This window comes from Rhodococcoides kroppenstedtii (assembly GCF_900111805.1).
GTDB lineage: Bacteria > Actinomycetota > Actinomycetes > Mycobacteriales > Mycobacteriaceae > Rhodococcoides > Rhodococcoides kroppenstedtii.
In genome coordinates this window covers 103,459-126,486 of record NZ_FOJN01000001.1, presented here as the reverse complement: position 1 = coordinate 126,486, position 23,028 = coordinate 103,459, and the positions used below count along the sequence as shown (strand labels likewise).

The following is a 23,028-nucleotide window of genomic DNA, read 5'->3' as shown; positions in this document are numbered from 1 at the left end:
CGACCCTCGCGACCTCCGCGACCGGCGCGTTCTCGTCGCGGGCGGCCGGGTGTCTGGGCGTGCGCTGCTTCCGACGCTGGGCACGCTGGGTGCGCGGGTCACGGTGGCGGATTCCGACGAGTCGGCCCTGGCCGCCTGTGCGGACCTCGGGGCGGACACGGTGCTCATGGACCGGATCGCCCCCGACCGGGCGGCCGTCGGCGAGTTCGCCCTGGTGATCACGAGCCCCGGGTTCCGGCCCGATGCGCCGCTCCTGACCACCGCCCTCACCGTCGGCGTGCCGGTGTGGGGCGACATCGAGTTCTCGTGGCGGGTCGACCGCGCCGAGGTGTACGGCCCGGCCCGAACCTGGCTGGTGGTCACCGGAACCAACGGCAAGACCACGACCACCTCGATGCTCGCGTCGATTCTCGACGCCTCGGGGCGACCGTCGCTGGCCTGCGGAAACATCGGCGTCCCCGTCCTCGACGCCCTGCGGTCGGAGTCGCCGCGCGCCGAGGTCCTCGCCGTCGAACTGTCCTCCTTCCAGTTGTTCTGGGCGCCCTCGGTTAGGCCGGCGGCCGGGGTGGTGCTGAACATCGCCGCCGACCACCTCGATTGGCACGGCGGGATGGACGCCTACGTGGAGGCCAAGCTGCAGGCCCTGCGCGGCGACGTCGCCGTCGTCGGTCTCGACGACGCGGTGGCGTCGTCGTTGCGCTCGCGGGCGACGGCTCCGCGGACGGTGGGGTTCACGGCCGCGCGGCCGGCCGCGGGCGATCTCGGTGTCGAAGACGGCATGCTGGTCGATCGCGCATTCGGCGACGGCGTGCCGCTGGTGTCGGCGGCGGAGATCGAACCGCCCGGACCGGCGGGTCTGCAGGACGCCCTGGCCGCGTCGGCGCTCGCGCGCGCCGCGGGCGTGGACGCGGACGCGGTCGCGCGCGGGCTATCGGCGTTTCGCGTCGGTCCCCATCGTGCGGCGACGGTACGCGAGCTCGGCGGGGTGCAGTTCGTCGACGATTCGAAGGCCACCAATCCGCACGCGGCGCGGTCGTCGATCCTCGCGCACGAGCGGGTCGTCTGGCTCGCCGGTGGGCTGCTCAAGGGCGCCGAGGTGGACGACCTGGTCACGGAGGTGCGGTCCCGTCTGGTGGCGGCCGTGGTGTTCGGCCGGGACGGGGACGCCATCGCGGCCGCGCTGGGGCGACACGCGCCGGATGTCCCCGTGGTTCACGTGCCGCCGGGGGACGATGCCTCTGTGGCCGATGAGACGGATGTGACCAACGGGGATCAGGTGATGACGCTGGCCGTCCGCGCCGCCGCCCACCGTGCCGAGCCCGGAACCACCGTGCTGCTGGCCCCGTCGACGGCCTCCTTCGACCAGTTCCGGGACTACGGCCATCGCGGGGACAGCTTCACCGCCGCCGTCGCCGACCTCACGGAGGCGGATCTGGGCACCGGCGCACGGCCGGGGACCCGGGGATGAGCACATCGCAGGCGCCTCGCTCCCGTTGGTCCGTGCGCGCACCCCGCGCCGTCGACACCTGGTTGAACCGGCCGCTCGCGTCGTTCCACCTCATCGTGACCGTGGCCGCGATGCTGACGACGCTCGGCGTGGTCATGGTCCTGTCCGCATCGTCCGTCGAGGCCTACGCCGAGGACGGCTCGGCCTACACGATGTTCACTCGCCAGGTGATCTTCGCGATCGTCGGCGTCGTCGCGTTCGTCGTCGCCCTGCGGTTGCCCATCCGCGTCATCCGGGCGTGGTCCTTCCCGCTGTTCGTGATCTCCGTCGTGCTGCTGGTCCTGGTGCTGATCCCGGGCATCGGGACGGTCGCCCAGGGCACTCGGGGATGGTTCATGATCGGCGGCGTCGGTCTGCAGCCGTCCGAGATCTCCAAGGTGACGTTCGCGGTGTGGGGCGCCCACCTGCTGGCGTCGCGCCGCGCCGAGCGGGCCGACCTCAAGGGCCTGCTGATCCCGTTGGTTCCCGCCGCCATGGTGATCTTCGGTCTGATCGTCCTGCAGCCCGATCTCGGTACGACGGTGGCCCTCGGCATCATCCTCATGGCGCTGCTGTGGTTCGCGGGTCTGCCGCTGAAATGGTTCGTCTCCATCGTCGGCGGTCTCGCGGTAGCCGCGGGCGTGCTGGCCATGACCGCGGGGTACCGCTCCGCACGCATCACCCAGTGGCTCGACCCCGGCAGCGATCCGCAGGGTGCCGGCTACCAGTCGCGCCAGGCGCTCTACTCGCTCGCCGACGGTGGCGTGTTCGGCCTCGGGCTCGGGCAGAGTCGGGCCAAGTGGAGCTATCTCCCCAACGCGCACAACGACTTCATCTTCGCCATCATCGGCGAGGAGCTGGGCCTCGTCGGCTGCGTGGCGGTCATCGGCCTGTTCGGTCTGCTGGTCTACACGGGCCTGCGCATCGCCGCGCGGGTGCCGGATCCGTTCATGAAGATCCTCGTGGCGACCTTCACCGTGTGGATCCTGGCGCAGGCCGCCATCAACATCGGATACGTCATCGGCCTTCTGCCCGTCACCGGTCTGCAGCTGCCGCTCGTGTCCGCCGGCGGCACCTCGACGGCCATCACGCTCCTGGTGCTCGGACTGCTGGCCAACATCTCCCGGCACGAGCCCGAAGCGGTCGCCGCTCTGGCGTCCGGCCACGACGGCAAGGTCGGGCGGCTGCTGCGGTTGCCCGTCCCGCAGCCCTACTCCCCGGTCGAGGCGCAACGCGCCCGGCTGCAGGGACGGGGTGCCGCGGGCCCGGTCCGCGCGCCCGCCCGCACAGCGGACCGGCCCCGCGCGCCCCGCGGCGGCACCGGCCACGCCGACCGGCAACCACGCGTGGCGGCACAGCAGCCGCGCGCGACGGCCCCGCAACCACGGGCCGCCGCCCCGCGTGCGCGGGGTGACCGGTCCGATACCCGACGTGTGCAGCCGGGCGCGACGTCCGGCCGCCGCACCGCCGTGCCCCACGACCCGAGATCACCGGAACGGAGACGTCGCCGATGACGCGCCCTGCCCCCGTGTCCGTCGTCGTCGCCGGAGGCGGCACGGCAGGCCACATCGAACCGGCGCTCGCGGTCGCCGACGCCCTGCGGGAGCTCGATCCCGAGGTCCGCGTGACGGCGCTCGGAACCGAGCGCGGGCTCGAGACCACCTTGGTGCCGGACCGCGGATACCCGCTGGAGTTGATCCCGCCGGTGCCGTTGCCGCGGCGGTTGTCCCGGCCGCTGCTCACGCTGCCGGCCACCGTCGTTCGCTCGGTGCGCGCGACGCGCCGCGTCCTGACTCGGGTGGAGGCCGACGTCGTCGTCGGCTTCGGTGGGTACGTGGCCCTGCCCGCGTATCTCGCCGCGCGAGGACGGATTCCGGTGATCGTCCACGAGGCGAACGCGAGTGCGGGCGTCGCCAACAAGGTAGGCGCGCGCGTCGCCGACCGCGTGCTCGCCGCCGTCGCGAAGTCGGGCGTCCACGCCCGCGGCCGCGCGGACGCCGAGGTGATCGGCATTCCGGTGCGCCCCACCATCACCGACCTCGACCGCGCCGCGGTCCGCGCGGAGGCGCGCGCACACTTCGGCCTGCCCGCCGACGGGCCCGTGCTGTTGGTGTTCGGGGGATCCCAGGGTGCGCGATCCCTCAACGAGGCGGTGTCCGGAGCGGCCCCCGCGCTCGCCGCGGCCGGGGTGTCGGTGCTGCACGCGCACGGCCCGAAGAACACGCTCGACGTCGCGTCCACACCCGAGGCGCCGTACGTCGCCGTGCCGTACCTGAGCCGCATGGATCTGGCGTACGCCGCGGCCGACGTCGCCCTGTGTCGGTCCGGGGCGATGACGGTGGCGGAGGTCTCGGCCGTCGGCTTGCCGGCCTTCTACGTACCCTTGCCCCATGGCAACGGCGAGCAGGAACTCAACGCCCGCCCCGTCGCGGACGCGGGCGGCGGCGTCGTGATCGCGGACGCCGAGCTCACGCCGGACGTGGTGGCCGCGCGCGTGATCCCGCTCGTCACCGATCCGGACGCGGTTCGACGCATGGGGGTCGCGGCCGCCGGCGCCGGTCACCGCGGCGCCGCCACCGAGGTGGCCCGCATCGTGCTCGAGACCGCTCGTCGGCACCGGCAGCGGAAGTCGCACTCGTGAACCAGGAGAACTCGCTCGTGTCCACCCCGTCAGGACCCCCGCAGGGTCTGCCCGAGGAACTGTCCCGCGTGCACATGGTGGGCATCGGCGGCGCGGGCATGTCCGGCATCGCCCGCATCCTGCTCTCGCGCGGTGGGGCGGTGTCCGGCTCGGACGCGAAGGAGAGCCGCGGCGTCAAGGCGCTGCGGGCGCGCGGGGCGCAGGTCCGCATCGGTCACGACGCGTCGGCGCTGGACATGCTGGACGGTGGGCCGACCGCCGTCGTCACCACGCACGCGGCGATCCCGAAGACCAATCCCGAGTTGGTGGCGGCGGGAAAGCGGGGCATTCCCGTACTGCTGCGTCCGGCCGTGCTCGCTCGCCTGATGACGGGGTTCCGCACGGTCCTGGTGTCCGGGACCCACGGCAAGACGTCGACCACCTCGATGCTGGTCGTGGCTCTGCAGCACTGCGGAGCGGACCCCTCCTTCGCCGTGGGCGGCGAACTGAACGAGGCCGGGACCAACTCGCACCACGGCACCGGTGACGTCTTCGTCGCCGAGGCGGACGAGAGCGACGGCTCCCTGCTGCAGTACGACCCCGACCTGGTGGTGGTCACCAACGTCGAGGCCGACCACCTCGACTACTTCGGCAGCGAGGACGCCTACACGCAGGTGTTCGACGACTTCGTCGCGCGCCTGCGGCCGGGTGGCTCGCTGGTGGTGTGCACGGACGATCCGGGGTCGCTCGCGCTCGCGCGCCGCGTCGCCTCCCAGGCGCCGGACGGCGTGCGTCTGCTGGGCTACGGCGCCGACGACGTGTCCGTCGACGGCGTGGAGACCGGCGCACGGTTGCTCGGCTGGAAGCCCGAGGACACGGGCGGGGTTGTCCACTTCCGGCTCGCGGGTGAGGACCGCGACCGCACGGTGCGCCTGGGCGTGCCCGGTCGGCACATGGCGCTCAACGCCATGGGTGCGGTGGTCGCGGCGATCGAACTCGGCGCCGATCCGGACACGGTCGTCGAAGGACTGGCGGGATTCGCCGGGGTGCACCGGCGGTTCCAACTGCGGGGACGCGAGCGCGGGGTGCGGGTGTTCGACGACTACGCCCATCACCCGACGGAGGTGCGGGCCGTGCTCGGCGCCGCCGCCGATCTGGTGCGCACCGCCGATCCGGACCGTCCGGGCCGGGTGCTCGTGGTCTTCCAACCCCACCTCTACTCCCGGACCGTCACGTTCGCCGAGGAGTTCGCGTCCGCGCTCGACCTGGCGGACGAGGTGATGGTGCTCGACGTCTACGGCGCGCGGGAGGAGCCGGTCCCGGGCGTGAGCGGGGCGACGGTGGCGCGATCGGTCACCAAGCCGGTCCACTACCAGCCGGACCTGTCGGCGGTACCGCGTCAGGTCGCCCACCTGGTGGGCGCCGGCGACGTGGTGGTCACCATGGGTGCCGGCGACGTCACCATGCTGGGGTCGCAGATTCTCGACGCGCTCCGCTCGACCCTGCCGCGGCGCTGATCGTGGTGTCCCGGAACGGCTCTCGGCCCGGGTGCGACCGGTGACGAGCGCACGCGGGGGACGGCGCCCGGCGTCGCCGCGACGGGTCGGTGCGCAGCGCGGCGCCGCGTCGGGCAGGGCGTCGCGCGCGTCGGTGTCCTCGTCCACGCGGCGTGACCGGACGTCGTCGCGAACCCGGTCCACGCGGGAACCGCGCCTCGGTCGACGCGGCCGCATCGCCCTCGTCGTCGCCGTCGTGGCGTCGGCGGTGTTCCTCGGGGTGTCCTGGTTCGGACCGATCTGGGCCGTCGACACCATCGACGTCACCGGGAACGCGGCGGTGGATCGCGCGGAGATCGTGACCACGCTGGCGGTTGCCGAGGGCACCCCCCTGCCGCGGGTGGACACGGACGCGGCGGCGACCAGGGTGGCCGGCATTCCGAAGGTGGCGTCGGTGCGCGTGCAACGGATCTATCCGTCGACCGTGCGGGTCACCGTGCAGGAACGCGTGCCGGTGGTGTTCTTCGACGCGCCGGACGGCACGCACCTGATGGACGAGAACGGCGTCGATTTCGCCGTCGAACCGCCCCCTCCCGGCGTGGTGCGGCTGGTCGCGGCGAGTCCGTCGTACGGCAACCTCGAGACGAGGACCGCGTTGGACGTCCTGGCGGTGCTACCGCCGCCGCTGCGCGCACAGGTCACGCAGATCGACGCACCGACGATCTCGAACGTCTCGCTCACCCTGGTCGACGGTCGCGTCGTGGTGTGGGGGAGCAGCGAGGACGGCGAGTACAAGGCGTCTATCGCGTTGCCACTGCTCACGCAGCCCGGACAGACCTACGACGTCTCGAGTCCGGACCTGCCGACCATCCGGTGAGGTGTCACGGATATCTCCGGAATTCTCCGTATTTCTCCGTTCGCCTCGGCGCGCCTCCCGGACGCCGGGAGGGGCGGTCTCTACCGTTTTCCCGGTCGGACTACTTGACATAACTATAACCCTATGGTTCACGTTGAGGGTTTCGACCCGAGAAGTTCGACGGCACACACCAACCACGGAAGGCGAGAGCCCATGACGCCCCCGCACAACTACCTCGCCGTAATCAAGGTCGTCGGCATCGGCGGCGGCGGCGTCAACGCGGTCAACCGCATGATCGAACAGGGACTCAAGGGAGTCGAGTTCATTGCGGTCAACACCGACGCGCAGGCGCTGCTCATGTCCGACGCCGACGTCAAGCTCGACGTCGGCCGCGAACTCACCCGCGGCCTCGGCGCCGGAGCCGACCCCGAGGTCGGGCGTAAGGCCGCCGAGGATCACAAGGACGAGATCGAAGAGGTGCTCAAGGGCGCCGACATGGTGTTCGTCACCGCGGGTGAGGGCGGCGGCACCGGAACCGGCGGCGCGCCCGTCGTGGCCAGCATCGCGCGTAAGCTCGGCGCTCTCACCGTCGGCGTCGTCACGCGTCCGTTCTCCTTCGAGGGCAAACGGCGCGGGGGACAGGCGGACACCGGCATCCAGTCGCTGCGCGAGTCCTGCGACACCCTGATCGTCATTCCGAACGATCGCCTGCTCCAGCTCGGCGACGCGGCGGTCAGCCTCATGGACGCGTTCCGCTCCGCCGACGAGGTGCTGCTCAACGGCGTGCAGGGCATCACCGACCTCATCACCACCCCGGGTCTGATCAACGTCGACTTCGCCGACGTCAAGGGCGTCATGTCCGGCGCCGGCAGCGCCCTGATGGGCATCGGGTCGTCGCGTGGCGAGGGCCGGGCGATCAAGGCCGCCGAGGCCGCGATCAACTCCCCGCTGCTCGAGGCCTCGATGGAAGGCGCGCGCGGCGTGCTCCTCTCCATCGCGGGCGGATCCGATCTGGGCCTGTTCGAGATCAACGAGGCGGCGTCGCTGGTGCAGGAAGCGGCCCACATCGACGCCAACATCATCTTCGGCACCGTCATCGACGACTCCCTCGGTGACGAGGTGCGCGTCACCGTCATCGCCGCGGGCTTCGACGGCAGCGGACCGGCCCGTCGTCCCGTCGAGGCCGCGCCCGGGCAGCCGCGCGCGGCGACCGTCGGCTCCGGCCGGGCCGGCGACCTGCACAGCGAGGACGACGGACCCGCCGTGTTCCGCGACGCCCCCGCCAAGTCGTCGCTGCCGCCGATCGGGGAGCGCGCCGCCCGGGCGACGGGTCATCCGGTGCGCGTGTCCGACGACGAGGGCGACGACGACGTGGACGTCCCCTCCTTCATGCGTCGGTGAGCACCCCCGGCTACCGCGTCCGGCGCGTGACCACGTCACGCGCCGGAGGCGTGTCCAAGCCTCCCTACGACGCGTTCAATCTCGGCGATCACGTCGGTGACAGTCCGGCCGACGTCGCGGCGAACCGGCGTCGACTGGCGGAGAAGATCGGTCTGACGCCCGATCGGCTCGTCTTCATGGACCAGATCCACGGACGCACCGTCACGGTGGTCGACGGATCGGTCCGAGGCACGGTGGAGGCGACCGACGCGCTGGTCACCACCGAGCGCGACCTCGCCCTGGTGGTGCTCGCGGCGGACTGCGTGCCCGTCCTGCTCTCCGACGACGCGGCCGGGGTGATCGCCGCCGTGCACGCCGGTCGGATCGGTGCCCGGATCGGCATCGTCCCCCGCGTTCTCGACGCGATGGTGGCGGCCGGCGCGTCCGTGTCGCGGATCGAGGGTTTCCTCGGGCCGGCGGCGGGCGGCGAGGACTACGAGGTCCCGGCGGCCATGCAACGTGACGTGGAGGCGCACCTACCCGGAAGCGCGACCCGCACCCGGAAGGGCACGCCCGGCCTCGACATCCGGGCGGGCCTGCGCCGACAACTGCTCGAGGCGGGAGTCGCCGGAGTCGCGGTGGATCCTCGCGAGACCATCACCGACCGCACCCTGTTCAGCCACCGCCGCGGCGCGCCGACCGGCCGACACGCGGGCGTCATCTGGATGGACACGACGGACGGTGGGCGATGACCGGTGGTGACGGCGCCCCCGAGGGCGACGCGCGGCGGGCGTACCTCGCCGAGCATCTCGACGCGGTCCGATCCCGTCTCGCCGACGCGTGTCGCGCGGCCGGACGAGGGGCGGACGAGGTGACCCTGTTACCCGTCACGAAGTTCTTCCCGGCGTCGGACGTCGCGATTCTCCGCGACCTCGGTTGCCACGAGTTCGGCGAGTCGCGCGAGCAGGACGCGGCGCCGAAGGTGATCTCGCTCCGCGAGAGTGCCGGCGACGACGTCCGGTGGCACATGATCGGGCACGTGCAGCGGAACAAGGCTCGCGCCGTCGCCCGCTGGGCGCACGAGGTGCATTCCGTGGACAGTCTGCGGCTGGTCGATGCGCTGCAGCGTGGCGTCGAGCGCGCCCGCGGCGCCGGCGAGCGGACCGACGACCTCGCGGTCTACGTCCAGGTGAGCCTGGACGGCGACACGCACCGCGGCGGGGTCGATCGCGCCGAGCTGGACGCGGTGGCGGATGCCGTCGCGCAGGCGTCGGGGTTGCGGCTGGCGGGCCTGATGGCGGTGCCGCCGCTGGAGTCCGACGCGGACGCCGCGTTCGCCGATCTCGCGGGCCTCCACCAGCGACTTCTCCGGTCGCACCCGACGGCGACCGGGCTGTCGGCGGGCATGACCGGGGACCTCGAGGAGGCGGTGCGACACGGCTCGACGTGTGTGCGTGTCGGAACCGCGATCCTGGGCCCCCGGCCCGTAACCTCGCCTTGACAGCATGAACCACAGGAACCTCGAGATTCACGCCAGTCACACGGGACGCACCGGCTCGGCCCGCGTTCTCGCCCCACCTCGCACCACCACGCCAAGGAAGGTCGACCGATGAGCACGCTCCACAAAGTCAAGGCTTACTTCGGCATGGTCCCACTCGACGAGTACGAGGACGACTACCTCGACGACACCGACGCCCCCGTGGGTCGGTCCTCGCGCGGTGGCTATGCGCGGGCGATGGACGACGAGTACGACGACGAGCCCGCCTACGCCGGCGCCCGCCGCGGCGACGACTACGAGCCCGCCGGGCGTGACGACTACGCCGCCCCCGGCCCGCGTCGGTCCGCCCCCGTCGCTCCGCTGTCCGCCCGCGGTGGCGGCCGGACGACCACGCTGCGGTCCACCGGACCGTCCACCCGCGGCGCCCTGGCGATGGACACGCGGCCCGAGCCGCGCCCGGAGCCGCGCCGTTCCGTGTCCGTCGACGACGGGGGTCCCGTGTCCACCATCACCACTCTGCGTCCGCGGGACTACGGCGAGGCGCGCACCATCGGCGAGCGGTTCCGCGACGGCACGCCCGTCATCATGGACCTCGTCGAGATGAGCAACGCCGACGCGAAGCGCCTCGTCGACTTCGCCGCGGGACTGGCGTTCGCGCTGCGTGGCTCGTTCGACAAGGTGGCCACCAAGGTGTTCCTGCTCTCGCCGGCCGACGTCGACGTCTCCGCCGAGGAGCGTCGTCGTATCGCCGAGAACGGCTTCTACAACCAGCAGTGACCCGGTGCCGGCGCAGCGCGTCGGTGCCCGAGGGTCCCGGTGCCGGGCGCAGCGGTGTGGTTCTGCTGGCACAGTGGAGTCGTGGACGAGTCGAATGATCGGGACGTGAGCGTGCTGTCGGAACGTATCTCTGCGAGCGATGCAGGGTCGGTGAGCTGAGTGTTCGCCGTGCTCTACTTCGTGTTGTTCCTCTTCTGGCTGCTGCTCATCGGCCGGGTGGTGGTCGAGTTCATCCGGTCCTTCGCGCGCGACTGGCATCCCACCGGGGTCATGGTGGTGATTCTCGAGGCGATCTTCACCGTGACGGATCCGCCCGTGAAATTCCTCCGCCGCATCATCCCGCCGCTGAACCTGGGGGGCGTGCGTCTGGACCTGTCGATCATGGTGTTGCTGTTCATCGTGTTCATCTTGATGCGTGTGGTGCAGAGCGTCGGGTGATCCTGCGCGTCGGGTGTGACAGAATGACTCGTCAGGGCACGCCGGCACCTTGTCGAAGTGCACAACAACCGAATGTCCGCGAGCGATGATCACACCGATCGTTCGGGGAAGAACTGTCCGTACCGTGACGCCGCGTCCAGCCCGGTCGCGAGTCGCCGTCGCAGGTGACACCCGTCGCTCGCGACCGAACTGTCCGCGTAGTCGCTAGTCGATGCTCCACCGCTCTCGAGACGCGTGAAGGGATCCTTCCATGCCGCTGACTCCCGCCGATGTGCACAACGTCGCGTTCAGCAAGCCGCCCATCGGTAAGCGCGGTTACAACGAGGACGAGGTCGATGCCTTCCTCGATCTCGTCGAGCAGGAGCTCTCGCGCCTGATCGAGGAGAACGCCGATCTGCGTCAGCGCGTCGGTGAGCTCGATCAGGAACTGGCCGACGCCAAGTCGTCGTCCTCGCGCCAGAGCGCACCCGCTCCCGCCCCGGCCGCCGCGCCCGCCCCGGCCCCGGCGCCGCGTCCCGAGCCGCCGAAGCCGGCCCCCGTGGTGCAGGCCCCCGCGCCCGCCGCTGCGCCGGCCGCGGCCGCTCAGGGTGGTGGCGATTCCAACATGCAGGCCGCCAAGATCCTCGGCCTCGCGCAGGAGATGGCCGACCGCCTCACCGGTGACGCCAAGACCGAGTCGGAGCAGCTCCTCGGCTCCGCCCGCGCGAACTCGGATCGTCTGGTCAGCGAGGCGCAGAGTCGGGCCGAGTCGCTCGTGTCCGAGGCGCGACAGAAGGCCGACGCGCTCCTCGCGGATGCCCAGACGCGGTCGGAGACGCAGCTGCGTCAGGCCAAGGAGAAGGCCGACGCTCTCGAGAGCGATGCCGAGCGCAAGCACACCGAGATCATGGCGACCATCAACCAGCAGCGGTCCGTGCTCGAGGAGCGCATCGAGCGTCTCAAGACCTTCGAGCGCGAGTACCGCGTTCGCCTGAAGTCCTACCTGGAGTCCCAGCTGCAGGAGCTCGATCAGCGCTCCTCCGCGCTGCCGGTCGACAGCGGTCAGGACCCCTTCACCAAGGACAACGGTCAGGGCTCGTACGGCCAGTCCTCGTACGCCAAGGGCAACAACTAGCGGTGATCACCTCACCGGCCGCCACGGCCGGTGAGGTCGGGGGGAGGGAAACCGGCCGGGTGAGATCGTGCTCGTTCTGACGCTGGTCGCGGCCGGCGTCGGCTTCGCCTTGCTGGTCGTCTCCCTGATCACCGGATCGGTGGTGTGGGCCTGGGCCTGCATCGCCGTCTGCCTCGTCGGTGCGATCCTGTTGCTCGTCGGTCTGTTGTCCGGCCGCCGGGCGACACCCCGTCGTCGACGGCGGTAGACTCCCTTCTCGACCCGGCTCGCCGGGTCACCGCACGATCAAGTACCAGCGACGATCCGGCCATCACCGGGGAGCTGTCCGGAAGAACGGCGCCGCCTCGCGGGTCACCGCGGCGGAAGCGCTCAGTAGAACCGGACGGGACGAGCCCGTCACAGCTCGACCGAGAGTGGGCCGTCGCCGAGAGCGACGGCCAAGCGGGGTGGTACCGCGGCTCCGGCGCCGGGCGCGTCGACGAGTTCGTCCCCGTGCCGTGACGACGCAGGCACAGGAGTACCCACCATGAGCACCGACGAGTCCCGCCCCGGCTACCCCCGCGTGGCGTACGAGACCGGCGAGGGCAGCGTGCAGTTCCCGCACCTCGAACAGCAGGTCCTCGCACGCTGGGAGGCCGACGGCACTTTCCGCGCGTCCGTCGACGCGCGCGCCGACGCCGACGCCGGCGAGTACGTGTTCTACGACGGCCCGCCGTTCGCCAACGGACTTCCGCATTACGGCCACCTGCTGACGGGCTACGTCAAGGATCTGGTTCCGCGTTTCCAGACGATGCGGGGCAAGAAGGTCGAGCGTCGCTTCGGCTGGGACTGCCACGGCCTGCCCGCCGAGCTGGAGGCGGAGAAGCAGCTCGGTATCACCGACAAGAGCCAGATCGACGCGATGGGTCTCGCGGAGTTCAACGCGTACTGCAAGCAGTCGGTGCTGCGGTACACCGGCGAGTGGCGGGACTACGTCACCCGTCAGGCGCGGTGGGTGGACTTCGACAACGACTACAAGACGCTCGATCTCGACTTCATGGAGTCGGTTATGTGGGCGTTCCGGGAGCTCTACGACAAGGGGCTGATCTACCAGGGCTTCCGTGTGCTGCCGTACAGCTGGTACGAGCAGACGCCGTTGTCGAACCAGGAGACCCGGCTCGACGACGCCTACAAGATGCGTCAGGACCCCGCCGTCACCGTGCGCATGACCCTGACCGCGCCCGGCTCGCCGCTGGACGGTGCCGACGCGTTGATCTGGACGACGACGCCCTGGACCGTGCCGTCGAATCTCGCGACGGCCGTACGGCCCGACATCGACTACGTCCAGATCGAGGACGGCGAGGGTGGCCGAGTCGTACTGGCCAAGGACCGGTTGGCGCACTACGCGCGGGAGTTCGGCGAGTCGCCCACCGTGGTGTCCGAGCACACCGGCGCCGACCTGATCGGCCTCGCCTACACGCCGCCGTTCGATTTCTTCCTCGGGCATCCGAACGCGCATCGCGTGCTGTCCGCGGACTACGTGACCACGGACTCGGGCACCGGAATCGTCCATCTCGCACCGGCTTTCGGTGAGGAGGACATGGACGTCGCAACGGCGAACGGTATCGAGGTGGTGCAGCCGCTCGACGCCGGCGGCAAGTTCACCGCCATGGTGCCGCCGTACGAGGGCCTGATGATCTTCGACGCCAACCCGGTGATCATCAAAGACCTCAAGGCCGCCGGAAAGCTCGTGCGCCACGAGACCATCGAGCACTCGTACCCGCACAGTTGGCGGTCCGGCCAGCCGCTGATCTACATGGCGGTCCCGTCGTGGTTCGTCTCGGTGACGCGGTTCCGCGACCGCATGGTCGAGCTGAACCGGGAGATCACCTGGGTGCCAGAGCACATCCGCGACGGACAATTCGGCAAGTGGCTCGAGGGTGCCCGCGACTGGAACATCAGCCGGAACCGGTACTGGGGCAGCCCGATCCCGGTGTGGGTGTCCGACGATCCCGCCTACCCGCGCACCGACGTCTACGGCAGCCTCGACGAGCTCGAGGCCGACTTCGGGGTGCGTCCCACCGATCTGCACCGTCCGTTCGTCGACGAGCTGACCCGTCCCAACCCGGACGACCCCACGGGCCGGTCCACCATGCGCCGCGTTCCCGAGGTGCTGGACTGCTGGTTCGAATCGGGCTCGATGCCGTTCGCGCAGGTGCACTACCCGTTCGAGAACAAGGACTGGTTCGACGGCACCGCCGAGACTCCGGCGCACAACCCGGGCGATTTCATCGTCGAGTACAACGGGCAGACCCGCGGGTGGTTCTACACCCTGCACGTGCTCGCAACGGCGCTGTTCGACCGTCCGGCGTTCCGGACCGTCGCCGCGCACGGCATCGTGCTGGGCGAGGACGGGCTCAAGATGAGCAAGTCCAAGGGCAACTACCCGGACGTCAACGAGGTGTTCGACCGTGACGGATCCGACGCCATGCGGTGGTTCCTCATGTCGTCGCCCATCCTGCGCGGCGGCAACCTGGTGGTCACCGAGCAGGGCATCCGCGAGGGCGTGCGCCAGGCGCTGCTGCCGATGTGGAACGCGTGGAGCTTCCTGCAGCTCTACGCCTCGAAGCCCGGGACGTGGCGGACCGACTCCACCCACGTGCTCGATCGGTACGTTCTGGCCAAGCTCGCCGAGAGCACCCGCGTCATCACCGACGCGCTGGAGACCGTGGACATCGCCGGAGCGTGCGACGAGCTGCGCCTGTTCTGCGATGCCCTCACCAACTGGTACGTGCGCCGCTCGCGGCAACGGTTCTGGGACGAGGACGCCGACGCGATCGACACCCTGCACACCGTGCTCGAGGTGCTCACCCGCGTCGCGGCCCCGATGCTGCCGTTGATCAGCGAGGTGATCTGGCGTGGGCTGACCGGCGGCCGGTCCGTCCATCTCGCCGACTGGCCCGCCGCGGGAGAGCTGCCCGCGGACCCGGAGCTCGTGGCGGCGATGGACGAGGTGCGGTCGGTGTGCGGCGCGGCCCTGTCCTTGCGCAAGGCGCAGAACCTGCGCGTGCGTCTGCCGTTGCCGGAGCTCACCGTGGCGGCCGACGACGCGGACCGGCTCGCGCCGTTCGCGGACCTGATCGCCGACGAGGTCAACGTCAAGCACGTGGCGCTCACGGAGAACGTCGACGCGCACGGCCGGTTCGAGTTGGTGGTCAACGCCCGCGTGGCGGGGCCGCGGCTGGGCAAGGCCGTCCAGGCGGTCATCAAGGCCGTGAAGGCGGGCCGATGGTCCGAGGCCGACGGCGCCGTGACGGTGACGATCGACGACGGAACGGACGTGGCGCTCCTCCCCGCGGAGTACACGCGCCGTCTGGTGGCCGCCGAGCCGGATTCCACGGCCGCCCTGCCCGGCAACGGCGGACTGGTGGTCCTGGACTCCGCGGTGACCGAGGATCTCGAGGCCGAGGGGTGGGCCAAGGACCGCATCCGTGAGTTCCAGGACGCACGCCGGTCGGCGGGCTTCGAGGTCAGCGATCGCATCGTGGTTCGCGTCGACGTGCCGTCCGCGCGACGCCCGTGGTTCGACGCCCATCGCGACCTCATCGCGGGGGAGATCCTCGCCGTGGACCTCGAGGTCGCCGATCCGGGTGCGGACGCGGTGGCGCTCGGAGACGGCGTTCGCGCGTCGTTGGTGAAGGCCTGATCCCCACGGTCGGGGTATGACCAGCGGCCCGCCTGCACACCCGTCCGCGCTCGGCCGTGCGTCGGCCGAGCGCAGTCGGCGGTGGGTTCTCCACCTCGACATGGACGCGTTCTTCGCGTCCGCGGAGCAGTTGACCCGGCCGACCCTGCGCGGCCGTCCGGTGCTCGTCGGCGGGTCGGGCGGCCGCGGCGTGGTGGCCGGGGCGAGCTACGAGGCGAGGGTCTTCGGGGCGCGGTCGGCCATGCCCATGCACCAGGCCCGGCGGCTCGTCGGGGCCGGCGCGGTGGTCGTGCCCCCACGCGGCAAGGTCTACTCGGTGCTGTCCGCGTCGGTGTTCGACGCCGTGCGGACCGTGGTGCCCGTCATCGAGCAGCTCTCGCTCGACGAGGCGTTCGGGGAACCGGCCGAGCTGGCCGGCGCGACGGCCGCCGAGGTGGACACGTTCTGTCGCCGTTTGCGCGACGTCGTCCAGGACGCGTCGGGGCTGATCGCGTCGATCGGGGCCGGGTCGGGCAAGCAGGTGGCCAAGATCGCGTCGGGGCTGGCCAAACCGAACGGCATCACCGTGGTCCCGCCGGACGAGCAGGCGGCGTTGTTCGCGACGCTCCCCGTGCGCAAGCTCTGGGGCATCGGACCCGTCGCGGAGGAGAAGTTGCGCCGACTGGGAGTGCTCACGGTCGGTGCGTTCGCCGCGCTGCCGGAAGCGGAGGCGGCGTCCGTGCTGGGGTCGACCGTCGGTCCGGGGCTCCACCGGCTGGCCCGCGGGATCGACGACCGGCCGGTGGCCGAACGGGCAGAAGCGAAGCAGGTCAGCGCCGAGACGACGTTCGCCACCGACATCGTCGACCTGGAGGGTCTGCGCGCCGCCATCGCGGCGAGTGCGGAGGCGGCGCACGCGCGTCTGCTGAAGGACGGGCGCGCCGCGCGCACGGTGGTGCTCAAGCTGCGGAAATCCGACATGAGCATCGTCACCCGGTCGGCGACACTGCCGTACGCGACGGCCGACCTGGCGACCATCGTCGCCACCGCCCGCCGGCAGGCCCTGGACCCACGTGACCTCGGCAGCATTCGCCTGGTGGGAGTGGGACTGGCCGGATTGTCGACGGTGCGGCAGGAATCGCTCTTCCCCGAACTCGACCAGGACGGCGCGGTCACCACCAGCGACGTCACCCGTCCGGAACCGGCCATCACCGCGGGGGAGACGCTGGTGTGGCGGCCGGGTCTGGACGTGCGGCACGACGATTTCGGCCACGGGTGGGTCCAGGGCGCGGCACTCGGCCCCGGCCCGGGAGTGGTGACGGTGCGGTTCGAGACCCGCAGCACCGGTCCCGGCGTGGCCCGCACCTTCGTCGGCGACGACGCCCACCTCACGGTCGCCGACCCCCTCGACAGTCTGCAGTAGGCGCCGGTGTCCTCCGGTGGGCCTCGTGGTGCGCCACGAGCTTTACCGTTTCCTCAGAACCGGTCGGTAAGGTCGTCCTCCGACGCTCGACCGAGTAACCAGTAACTTCCCGAGACCGAATCCCCCGAGACCGAATCCCCCGAGACCGAATCCCCCGAGACGAAGAGGACTGACGCGTGAAGCTTCCCCGCACCGGACGCGCACTGGTGGCCGGCATGGCCGTCGCCGCCGCACTGACCATGACGGCCTGCAGCTCGGACGACGGCGGTGACACCGCCACCACGACGGCGGCGGCGACCACCACGTCGGCCGGCGCAGCCGCACCGGCCGGCGACCTGCCCCCGATTCCGACGGCGGCCGAGCTCAACCAGCGCCTGCAGGAGAGCCTGGATCCCAACGTGCCGCTGGAGCAGAAGGTCTCCTACGTCCAGGGCGCCGAGGAGGATCCGGAGCTGATCAACAAGGTGGCGGAGGCCGCCCGCGTGAACAACGCGAAAATCGAGGTTCTCGACGTCACCGATCTCGGCGACGGCACCCTCAGCTCCAACGCCACCATCGACCTCGGTGGCCAGGTCAACCCCCTCCAGGTCGCGTACGTGGCCGAGGACGGCCAGTGGAAGCTCTCGCGGGACAACGCGTGCGCCATCGTGTCCCTGGCGCAGCTGACCTCGCCGGCCTGCCCGGCCTGATTCACCCCGTACTCGGGCCCCGTCACCGTTCGCGGTGGCGGGGCCCGAGTCGTTCCGGTGTCGTTCCGGTGTGCCGGTGCGGTCTCGACCCGAGCTAGGTCCGCAACCGGTCGGCCGCGGTGCTCGTCAGACCCCGCACGAGGTCGGGATCCACCGGATCGAGTCCCGTGGCCACGATCTGCGTGACAGTCGCCCCCACCAGCGAGACCACCGCGTCCGTCGTCAGCTCGACCCCGTCGCTCGTGACCTGGATGCGTGCCGCCACGGCGGCGTCACCCGGGGCGACGACGTCCGGCCCGGACAGCAGGTCCGACGCGCCCACGCGATAGTCCACCCGGACGCCGTCGGCGTCCGTTCCGCTGAACGTCCCGCAGCGGGCGAGCGCGTCCTGGATCCGCCCGAACGCCGTCGCCGCACCGTCTCCGTCGTACGATGCCGCGTCCTGATCGAGCGAGGCGAAGTTCGGGCCGCCGTAACTCACCGACGCTGCGCTGATGCCGCCGGGAATCGCAGTCGCGATCGGCGCCAGGACCGCCGCGCAGTCTGCCGGGTCCGTGCTCGAACGATCCTCCGCGGTCGCGCCCGGCGCCGACGGATCGAGCGGGGGCAGGTCGTATCCCGTCCACCCGGCCGGCAGATCCGCGATGGTGAGCAGACGACCGGCGAGGAACGCGTTGTCGACGATCGGCGTGGCACCCGCCGCGACCGTCGGGATCGGCACGGGCTCGAAGGGTGCGAGGTCCACGCGCGGCGCCGGCGGTGTCGACTCGGTGCTCTCGTCGGTGTCCGGCGCGTCCGTGCTGCACCCGGCGAGTACCGCCACCGACACCATGCCCGCCACCAGAGCTGCCGACGCGCGGGCCACGGTCACCGCCACGAGATGGAGTTGGTGGTGGTCTGCGACAGCGTCGTCGCGCTGTTGGGATCGCGGTAGACCTGGTCCCCGCCGACGGTGACCGACCCGGCGACCGGCAGCGGGCGCGTCGGGTCGACGGTGAGGGAACCGCCCCCGGTCATGACGAACGTCTCGATGTTCAGCGTGCCCTGGTTGTCCGGCAACTCCCAGACGGGGTCCTCCGGCGCCTGCGTGACCTCGACGTCGATCTGCGCCACGCCGTCGTCGATCGACCGCAGCGTCGCGGTGGTGGTCTGGGTCAACGCGATACCGCTCACCACCTGCTGGGTGACCGTCCACCGCGCGCCGACGCCGATCGGTTCCGCGGGGAACGGCACCGCCCGATAGACCGCCTGCGACAACGCCTGCTCCACCGCCGACCGGGCGATGTCCCTCGCCTCCGGCGCCGGATCGATGGTGAGAGCGGTGACCGCCCCGCTGTCGGACGTGGCGAATGCCGCGGTCGACCCCTCGGTGGGGGGCAGCGCTGCCTGCAGCGTCGCGTCCGGCGAGGTCACGGCGCCGAGCGTCATCGACACCGTCGTGACGTCGTCGTCCGTCGACGCGGTCGCCGTCAGCGGCATCGTCAGCTCCGGCGTCGAGAAGTCCTGCGACTCCGCCGCATCGATCCGCTGCCCGATCGACGACGACGTCACCAGCGTCACCGACTGCGGCTCGTCCGTCACCTCGCGGGTCACGACGCTGCGCGGCTCCGCACCCGGATCGAGCAGCGTGGTCGTCGACGCGGACACCGGCAGCGTCACCGCACTGGTGGTCGGGGTGACGTCCTCGCTCGGCGCCGAGTCGTCGTCCGACCCGCACGCGGAGACGAACACCAGCGCCGCCGCCGTCAGCGCGGCGGTCAGGGGACGGACGAGCCCGGGCCGAGACCCTCGGGGCCGGGCGGACAGACGCACACTCACGGCAATCAGGCTAACCAGACAACCTGAGCGCTCTGTGAGTGCTGCTCGCTCCGCAGGCTCCGCTCGGGTGAATGCTCGCTCCGCAGGCTCCGCTCGGGTGAATGCTCGCTACGCAGGCTCCGCTCGGGTGAGTGCTGCTCGTCCCGTAGGGGACAATGGACCCGTGACCGAGGATCGAACCGCCACCCGTCCCCTCCGGACGAGGCGACTGCTGACCGTGGCCGCCGTCGTTCTCGCCGCGGATCTGCTCACCAAGATCGCCGCCGTCGCCTTCATCGAGCCGGGTCGCCCCGTCAGCATCGTGGGGGACACCGTCGAGCTGGTGCTCTACCGCAATCCGGGCGCGGCCTTCTCCATCGCGACGGGCATGACCTGGGTGTTGACGCTGGTCGCGGTGGCCGTCGTGATCGGTGTGATCAAGATCGGCCGGACCCTGCGCTCGCCGTGGTGGGCGCTGGGGCTCGGACTGATCCTGGGTGGGGCGCTGGGCAACCTGATCGACCGCTTCTTCCGCTCGCCCGGCCCGCTGCAGGGTCACGTGGTGGACTTCGTGTCCGTCGGATGGTGGCCGGTGTTCAACGTGGCGGACTCGTCCATCGTGTGCGGCGCGGTGTTGCTCGTCGCGCTGTCGTTGTTCGGGGTCGAGCCGGACGGATCGCGGCGTCGGGACGAGGCCGACACCGAGAGCGAGGCCGAGGCCGGCGGCCGCTCGGGCCAGTCGGGAGCGACGGCGTGAGGGAAGTACGGTCCATGCCGGTTCCCGACGGGCTGGACGGCATGCGTGTCGACGCGGGACTCGCGCGGCTGCTGGGACTCTCGCGCACCGTGGTGGCGACCCTTGCCGAGGAGGGGTCGGTCAGCGTCGACGGTGCGGCCGTCGCCAAGTCCGACCGGCTGGGCAGCGGGTCGTGGCTCGAGGTGCAGCTGCCCGAGCCCGCACGCCCGCTCACCATCGAGGCGCAGCCGGTCGAGGGCATGGAGATCCTCTATTCCGACGACGACATCGTGGTGGTCGACAAGCCCGTCGGAGTCGCGGCACACGCCTCGGTGGGATGGACCGGACCGACGGTCATCGGCGGTCTCGCGGCCGCCGGGTTCCGCATCTCGACGTCCGGCGTGCACGAGCGGCAGGGCATCGTCCACCGTCTCGACGTCGGCACGTCGGGCGTGATGGTCGTGGCGACCAGCGAACACGCCTACACGGTGCTCAAGCGTGCGTTCAAGCAGCGCACCATCGACAAGCGCTACCACGCTCTCGTGCAGGGCCATCCGGATCCGAGCAGCGGCACCATCGACGCGCCCATCGGGCGTCATCGCTCCAACGACTGGAAGTTCGCCGTCACCGCGGACGGCAAGCCGAGCATCACGCATTACGACACCGTGGAGGCGTTCCAGGCGGCGAGCCTGCTCGACGTGCACCTCGAAACCGGACGGACCCACCAGATCCGGGTGCACTTCTCCGCTCTCCGCCACCCCTGCTGCGGAGATCTCACCTACGGGGCCGACCCGACGCTCGCCGCCCGGCTCGGCCTCGAGCGGCAGTGGTTGCACGCGCGTGCGCTCGGCTTCACGCACCCGGCCGACGGACGCTACGTCGAGTTCACCAGCCCCTACCCGGCCGACCTGCAGCACGCCCTGGACGTTCTGCGAGCGGGCTGATCCGGTGGCGCGCATCGGGTCGGTGGCGGCGCTCGTGGTGCTCGCCGCGCTCGTCCTCGTCCTCGGCGTGACGACGCCCGCCTCCCGCGCCCCGAGCGTCACCGACGCGCTCGGTCCGGCGAACGACGAGACGGCAGCGGACTACCTGGCCCGCGTCGGATCGCAGACGGATGACGACGGCGGGGCGGAGCGGTGGGCGCTCGTGTCGTTCGCCCGGTCGGTGCGGGCGGACGAGATTCGCGGCCTCGTCGGCGACGTCCGGGTGTCCGAGGCGTACGTCCACGTGCCGGTGGACCGTGTCCAGACTCCACTGCTCACGGTGGCGGTGCCGGACACGGATGCGGTGCTGACGCGTGCGGTGCGCGATGCCGCGTCACGCGTCACGCCCGGTCGGGACGAGCGGGGCGAGGCCGTCGCGGCGCTGGTGCGCACCCGACTGCTCGCCGACTGTGCCTGTGTGGCCGGGGTTCTCGTGCGCGCCGCCCCCGCCGGCCTGGTCCGCCTGGCGACCGCCGACGGCGTGCGCGGCGTCGAGGCCGCGCCGCCCGACGCCGTGTTCGGGACCCTGTCCGTGACCCCTCTGTGGCCGGAACGGGTGGGCACCGCGGTGCTGCCCGACGACGGCCCGGTGCCGTCCGCGTGAACAGCCGGCCCGGTGCCGTCCGCGTGAACAACCGGCCCGGTGCCGTCCGCGTGAACAGCCGGCCCGGTGCCGTCCGCGTGACCCGGCGGTCGAGATCGTCCGTCGTGTGCGGGGCGACGGTGCTCACGGCGGCGGCGGTCGTGGGCGCGATCGTCGCGAGCACGGTCTGGGTCGAGGCGACCGCGCGGGGCCACGTGTACGGCGTCGACGACGCGCCGGCCGCACCGGTGGCCGTCGTGCTCGGTGCACGGGTGGAGAACGGCGCGCCGGCGCGCTATCTCGCGGCCAGGGTCGACGCCGCGGCACGGCTGGTCGAGTCCGGTCGGGTGGAGGTTCTGCTGTTGTCCGGCAACGGATCCGGGGACTCCGGGGACGAGATCGCGGCGATGACCGACGATCTCGTGGCGCGAGGGATCGATCCCGCACGCCTGGTGGCCGATCCGTTCGGACTGAACACTCGGGACTCGTGTCTGCGGGCCGCGCGCACCTTCGGGATCGCGCGGGCGCTGGTGGTCAGTCAGGGCATGCACACGGCCCGCGCGCTCGCCCAGTGTCGAGACGCCGGGATCGAGGCGGACGGGGTCGACGCCCCCGTCGCGGTGTCCCGCCCGGCCGCGATCCGGCAGTTCGGACGCGAGTTGCTGGCAAGGCCGAAGGCCGCGGCCACCCGGCTGCTGGGCACGCCGCCGACCGTCGAGTCACCGCCGACCGACGCCGTGCGGCGGGCCCTGGAGCTCGTCAGCCGGTGACGCCGCGCCGTGCCTTCTCCAGCGCGGCAAGGGTGGTCATGACGGTGGCGCGCTGCCGGGTGAGGTCGCTCAGCCGGGCGCGGGCGGGGAGACCGCTCGACGCCTCGGCATCGGCGATGCCGGCGTCGATCGCGCTCAACTGATCGAGCAGTCCTGCGACCCGGTCGGCCAGGGCGGCGACGTCGACCCCGGTGACGGACCCGGCGGGCGGAGTCGAACGAGTCGCGGCCGCGCGGGGTGCGGGGCCCGCGGTGCGGGAGGCGGACGTCGGCGGGTGCGCGGGGCGGAGCGTGGACGCCGCTCCGGCGCGGGACGACGACTTGCGGACGTCGGCGGCGGCCGGCCGCTTCGGCAGGCGCACGCGCTCAAGGGCGGCGCGGGCACTCCGGGCCGCCGTGCGGTGCTCGAGCTCCTCCTCGTCGTCGGAGGTGACGGCGCCGCCGAGCGGACGCAGGCCGTACATCCCGAGGAAGCGGCGGGCGGTGTCGATGGTGGACTCGTGCTCGCGGCAGTCGGCGCAGCGCGGCTCGTTCGCGAAATCCTGGACGTCCTCGCGGCTGCCGCACCAGACGCAGCCGCCCGGGCTCCACTTCCTCGGCGCGTCGTGCTCGGCGCGGGACACGGTGAGGGTGTCGGAGCCTGCGGTGGGGGAGTCGGTGGAGTCGGAACCGGTGGAGACGGAGCTGGCGGAGACGGAGTCGATCACGTCGACCGAGAC

The 23,028-nt window shown here is 71.6% G+C and carries 22 protein-coding genes; 19 read left to right on the top strand and 3 right to left on the bottom strand.

What is annotated here, in order from left to right; genetic code table 11:
• Window positions 1-49 precede the first annotated feature (49 nt).
• The 15 genes from murD (at window position 50) to BMZ18_RS00560 (ending at window position 17,441) form a co-directional block, all read left to right on the top strand.
• The gene (gene murD / locus BMZ18_RS00630; protein ID WP_068366399.1) at window positions 50-1,468 is read left to right on the top strand and encodes a UDP-N-acetylmuramoyl-L-alanine--D-glutamate ligase; all 1,419 of its coding nucleotides are present in this window, start codon (window positions 50-52) and stop codon (window positions 1,466-1,468) included.
• Window positions 1,465-3,000: a putative lipid II flippase FtsW gene (ftsW, locus tag BMZ18_RS00625; RefSeq protein WP_082895279.1), complete on the top strand. Its 1,536-nt coding sequence runs from the start codon at window positions 1,465-1,467 to the stop codon at window positions 2,998-3,000. Before murD ends, ftsW begins: the two co-directional genes overlap by 4 nt.
• Window positions 2,997-4,127, top strand: a complete 1,131-nt coding sequence (murG, locus tag BMZ18_RS00620) for an undecaprenyldiphospho-muramoylpentapeptide beta-N-acetylglucosaminyltransferase (protein WP_068366376.1) — start codon at window positions 2,997-2,999, stop codon at window positions 4,125-4,127. Before ftsW ends, murG begins: the two co-directional genes overlap by 4 nt.
• A gap of 74 nt (window positions 4,128-4,201) precedes the next feature.
• The gene (murC, locus tag BMZ18_RS00615; protein ID WP_068366396.1) at window positions 4,202-5,623 is read left to right on the top strand and encodes a UDP-N-acetylmuramate--L-alanine ligase; all 1,422 of its coding nucleotides are present in this window, start codon (window positions 4,202-4,204) and stop codon (window positions 5,621-5,623) included.
• A gap of 40 nt (window positions 5,624-5,663) precedes the next feature.
• The gene (locus BMZ18_RS00610; RefSeq protein ID WP_068366393.1) at window positions 5,664-6,479 is read left to right on the top strand and encodes a cell division protein FtsQ/DivIB; all 816 of its coding nucleotides are present in this window, start codon (window positions 5,664-5,666) and stop codon (window positions 6,477-6,479) included.
• Between the two features lie 192 nt (window positions 6,480-6,671).
• Complete coding sequence (gene ftsZ / locus BMZ18_RS00605; RefSeq protein ID WP_068100440.1) at window positions 6,672-7,859, top strand: cell division protein FtsZ; 1,188 nt, start codon at window positions 6,672-6,674, stop codon at window positions 7,857-7,859.
• Complete coding sequence (gene pgeF, locus BMZ18_RS00600) at window positions 7,856-8,590, top strand: peptidoglycan editing factor PgeF (RefSeq protein ID WP_068366374.1); 735 nt, start codon at window positions 7,856-7,858, stop codon at window positions 8,588-8,590. The genes ftsZ and pgeF overlap by 4 nt, the downstream gene beginning before the upstream one ends.
• Entirely contained in the window at window positions 8,587-9,339 is a 753-nt protein-coding gene (locus BMZ18_RS00595) for a YggS family pyridoxal phosphate-dependent enzyme (RefSeq protein WP_068366371.1), read from the top strand. The genes pgeF and BMZ18_RS00595 overlap by 4 nt, the downstream gene beginning before the upstream one ends.
• 108 nt (window positions 9,340-9,447) lie before the next feature.
• Window positions 9,448-10,113 (top strand): cell division protein SepF, encoded by a 666-nt coding sequence (locus tag BMZ18_RS00590; protein WP_068100446.1) that lies wholly within the window; start codon window positions 9,448-9,450, stop codon window positions 10,111-10,113.
• Window positions 10,114-10,272: 159 nt separating this feature from the next.
• Window positions 10,273-10,551 carry a YggT family protein gene (locus BMZ18_RS00585; protein ID WP_068100448.1) on the top strand — a complete coding sequence of 93 codons (279 nt, stop codon included), beginning with the start codon at window positions 10,273-10,275 and terminating at the stop codon, window positions 10,549-10,551.
• Between the two features lie 250 nt (window positions 10,552-10,801).
• On the top strand, window positions 10,802-11,665 hold the full coding sequence (gene wag31, locus BMZ18_RS00580; RefSeq protein ID WP_068100450.1) for a DivIVA-like cell division protein Wag31: 864 nt from the start codon (window positions 10,802-10,804) through the stop codon (window positions 11,663-11,665).
• A gap of 67 nt (window positions 11,666-11,732) precedes the next feature.
• A complete protein-coding gene (locus tag BMZ18_RS00575; RefSeq protein WP_068105390.1) occupies window positions 11,733-11,912 on the top strand; it encodes a hypothetical protein in 180 nt (59 codons plus the stop codon).
• A 279-nt stretch (window positions 11,913-12,191) separates the two neighbouring features.
• Entirely contained in the window at window positions 12,192-15,350 is a 3,159-nt protein-coding gene (gene ileS / locus BMZ18_RS00570) for an isoleucine--tRNA ligase (protein WP_068361229.1), read from the top strand.
• 16 nt (window positions 15,351-15,366) lie between these two features.
• Complete coding sequence (locus BMZ18_RS00565; protein WP_068361227.1) at window positions 15,367-16,752, top strand: DNA polymerase IV; 1,386 nt, start codon at window positions 15,367-15,369, stop codon at window positions 16,750-16,752.
• Between the two features lie 215 nt (window positions 16,753-16,967).
• The gene (locus BMZ18_RS00560) at window positions 16,968-17,441 is read left to right on the top strand and encodes a WKL family lipoprotein (RefSeq protein ID WP_244516380.1); all 474 of its coding nucleotides are present in this window, start codon (window positions 16,968-16,970) and stop codon (window positions 17,439-17,441) included.
• A gap of 94 nt (window positions 17,442-17,535) precedes the next feature.
• On the opposite strand, the gene BMZ18_RS00555 is transcribed toward BMZ18_RS00560, so the two are convergent.
• Together BMZ18_RS00555 and BMZ18_RS00550 are read right to left on the bottom strand one after the other, a co-directional pair.
• Complete coding sequence (locus tag BMZ18_RS00555; protein WP_082894910.1) at window positions 17,536-18,318, bottom strand: sensor domain-containing protein; 783 nt, start codon at window positions 18,316-18,318, stop codon at window positions 17,536-17,538.
• On the bottom strand, window positions 18,309-19,259 hold the full coding sequence (locus tag BMZ18_RS00550) for a hypothetical protein (protein ID WP_244516364.1): 951 nt from the start codon (window positions 19,257-19,259) through the stop codon (window positions 18,309-18,311). The genes BMZ18_RS00555 and BMZ18_RS00550 overlap by 10 nt, the downstream gene beginning before the upstream one ends.
• A gap of 163 nt (window positions 19,260-19,422) precedes the next feature.
• Here BMZ18_RS00550 and lspA point away from each other — a divergent pair, with 163 nt between their 5' ends.
• Genes lspA through BMZ18_RS00530 form a run of 4 tightly spaced genes read left to right on the top strand, consistent with a single transcriptional unit; the run spans window position 19,423 to window position 22,310 of the window.
• The gene (gene lspA, locus BMZ18_RS00545; RefSeq protein ID WP_235606470.1) at window positions 19,423-19,995 is read left to right on the top strand and encodes a signal peptidase II; all 573 of its coding nucleotides are present in this window, start codon (window positions 19,423-19,425) and stop codon (window positions 19,993-19,995) included.
• Window positions 19,992-20,918: an RluA family pseudouridine synthase gene (locus BMZ18_RS00540; RefSeq protein WP_068100468.1), complete on the top strand. Its 927-nt coding sequence runs from the start codon at window positions 19,992-19,994 to the stop codon at window positions 20,916-20,918. Before lspA ends, BMZ18_RS00540 begins: the two co-directional genes overlap by 4 nt.
• 4 nt (window positions 20,919-20,922) lie before the next feature.
• Window positions 20,923-21,561: a hypothetical protein gene (locus BMZ18_RS00535; protein WP_082894908.1), complete on the top strand. Its 639-nt coding sequence runs from the start codon at window positions 20,923-20,925 to the stop codon at window positions 21,559-21,561.
• Complete coding sequence (locus BMZ18_RS00530) at window positions 21,558-22,310, top strand: SanA/YdcF family protein (protein WP_244516363.1); 753 nt, start codon at window positions 21,558-21,560, stop codon at window positions 22,308-22,310. Before BMZ18_RS00535 ends, BMZ18_RS00530 begins: the two co-directional genes overlap by 4 nt.
• Here the strand turns inward: BMZ18_RS00530 and BMZ18_RS00525 are convergent.
• Window positions 22,300-23,016, bottom strand: a complete 717-nt coding sequence (locus tag BMZ18_RS00525; protein ID WP_244516362.1) for a hypothetical protein — start codon at window positions 23,014-23,016, stop codon at window positions 22,300-22,302. The genes BMZ18_RS00530 and BMZ18_RS00525 overlap by 11 nt on opposite strands.
• Window positions 23,017-23,028: the final 12 nt, after the last annotated feature.

What these genes read in the sequence shown, in the direction of transcription:
- BMZ18_RS00590 (WP_068100446.1), top strand. Translation starts at nt 9,448, where the DNA reads ATGAGCACGCTCCACAAAGTCAAGGCTTACTTCGGCATGGTCCCACTC.
- ileS (WP_068361229.1), top strand. Translation starts at nt 12,192, where the DNA reads ATGAGCACCGACGAGTCCCGCCCCGGCTACCCCCGCGTGGCGTACGAG.
- BMZ18_RS00560 (WP_244516380.1), top strand. Translation starts at nt 16,968, where the DNA reads ATGGCCGTCGCCGCCGCACTGACCATGACGGCCTGCAGCTCGGACGAC.
- wag31 (WP_068100450.1), top strand. Translation starts at nt 10,802, where the DNA reads ATGCCGCTGACTCCCGCCGATGTGCACAACGTCGCGTTCAGCAAGCCG.
- murC (WP_068366396.1), top strand. Translation starts at nt 4,202, where the DNA reads ATGGTGGGCATCGGCGGCGCGGGCATGTCCGGCATCGCCCGCATCCTG.
- BMZ18_RS00565 (WP_068361227.1), top strand. Translation starts at nt 15,367, where the DNA reads ATGACCAGCGGCCCGCCTGCACACCCGTCCGCGCTCGGCCGTGCGTCG.
- murG (WP_068366376.1), top strand. Translation starts at nt 2,997, where the DNA reads ATGACGCGCCCTGCCCCCGTGTCCGTCGTCGTCGCCGGAGGCGGCACG.
- BMZ18_RS00595 (WP_068366371.1), top strand. Translation starts at nt 8,587, where the DNA reads ATGACCGGTGGTGACGGCGCCCCCGAGGGCGACGCGCGGCGGGCGTAC.
- ftsZ (WP_068100440.1), top strand. Translation starts at nt 6,672, where the DNA reads ATGACGCCCCCGCACAACTACCTCGCCGTAATCAAGGTCGTCGGCATC.
- ftsW (WP_082895279.1), top strand. Translation starts at nt 1,465, where the DNA reads ATGAGCACATCGCAGGCGCCTCGCTCCCGTTGGTCCGTGCGCGCACCC.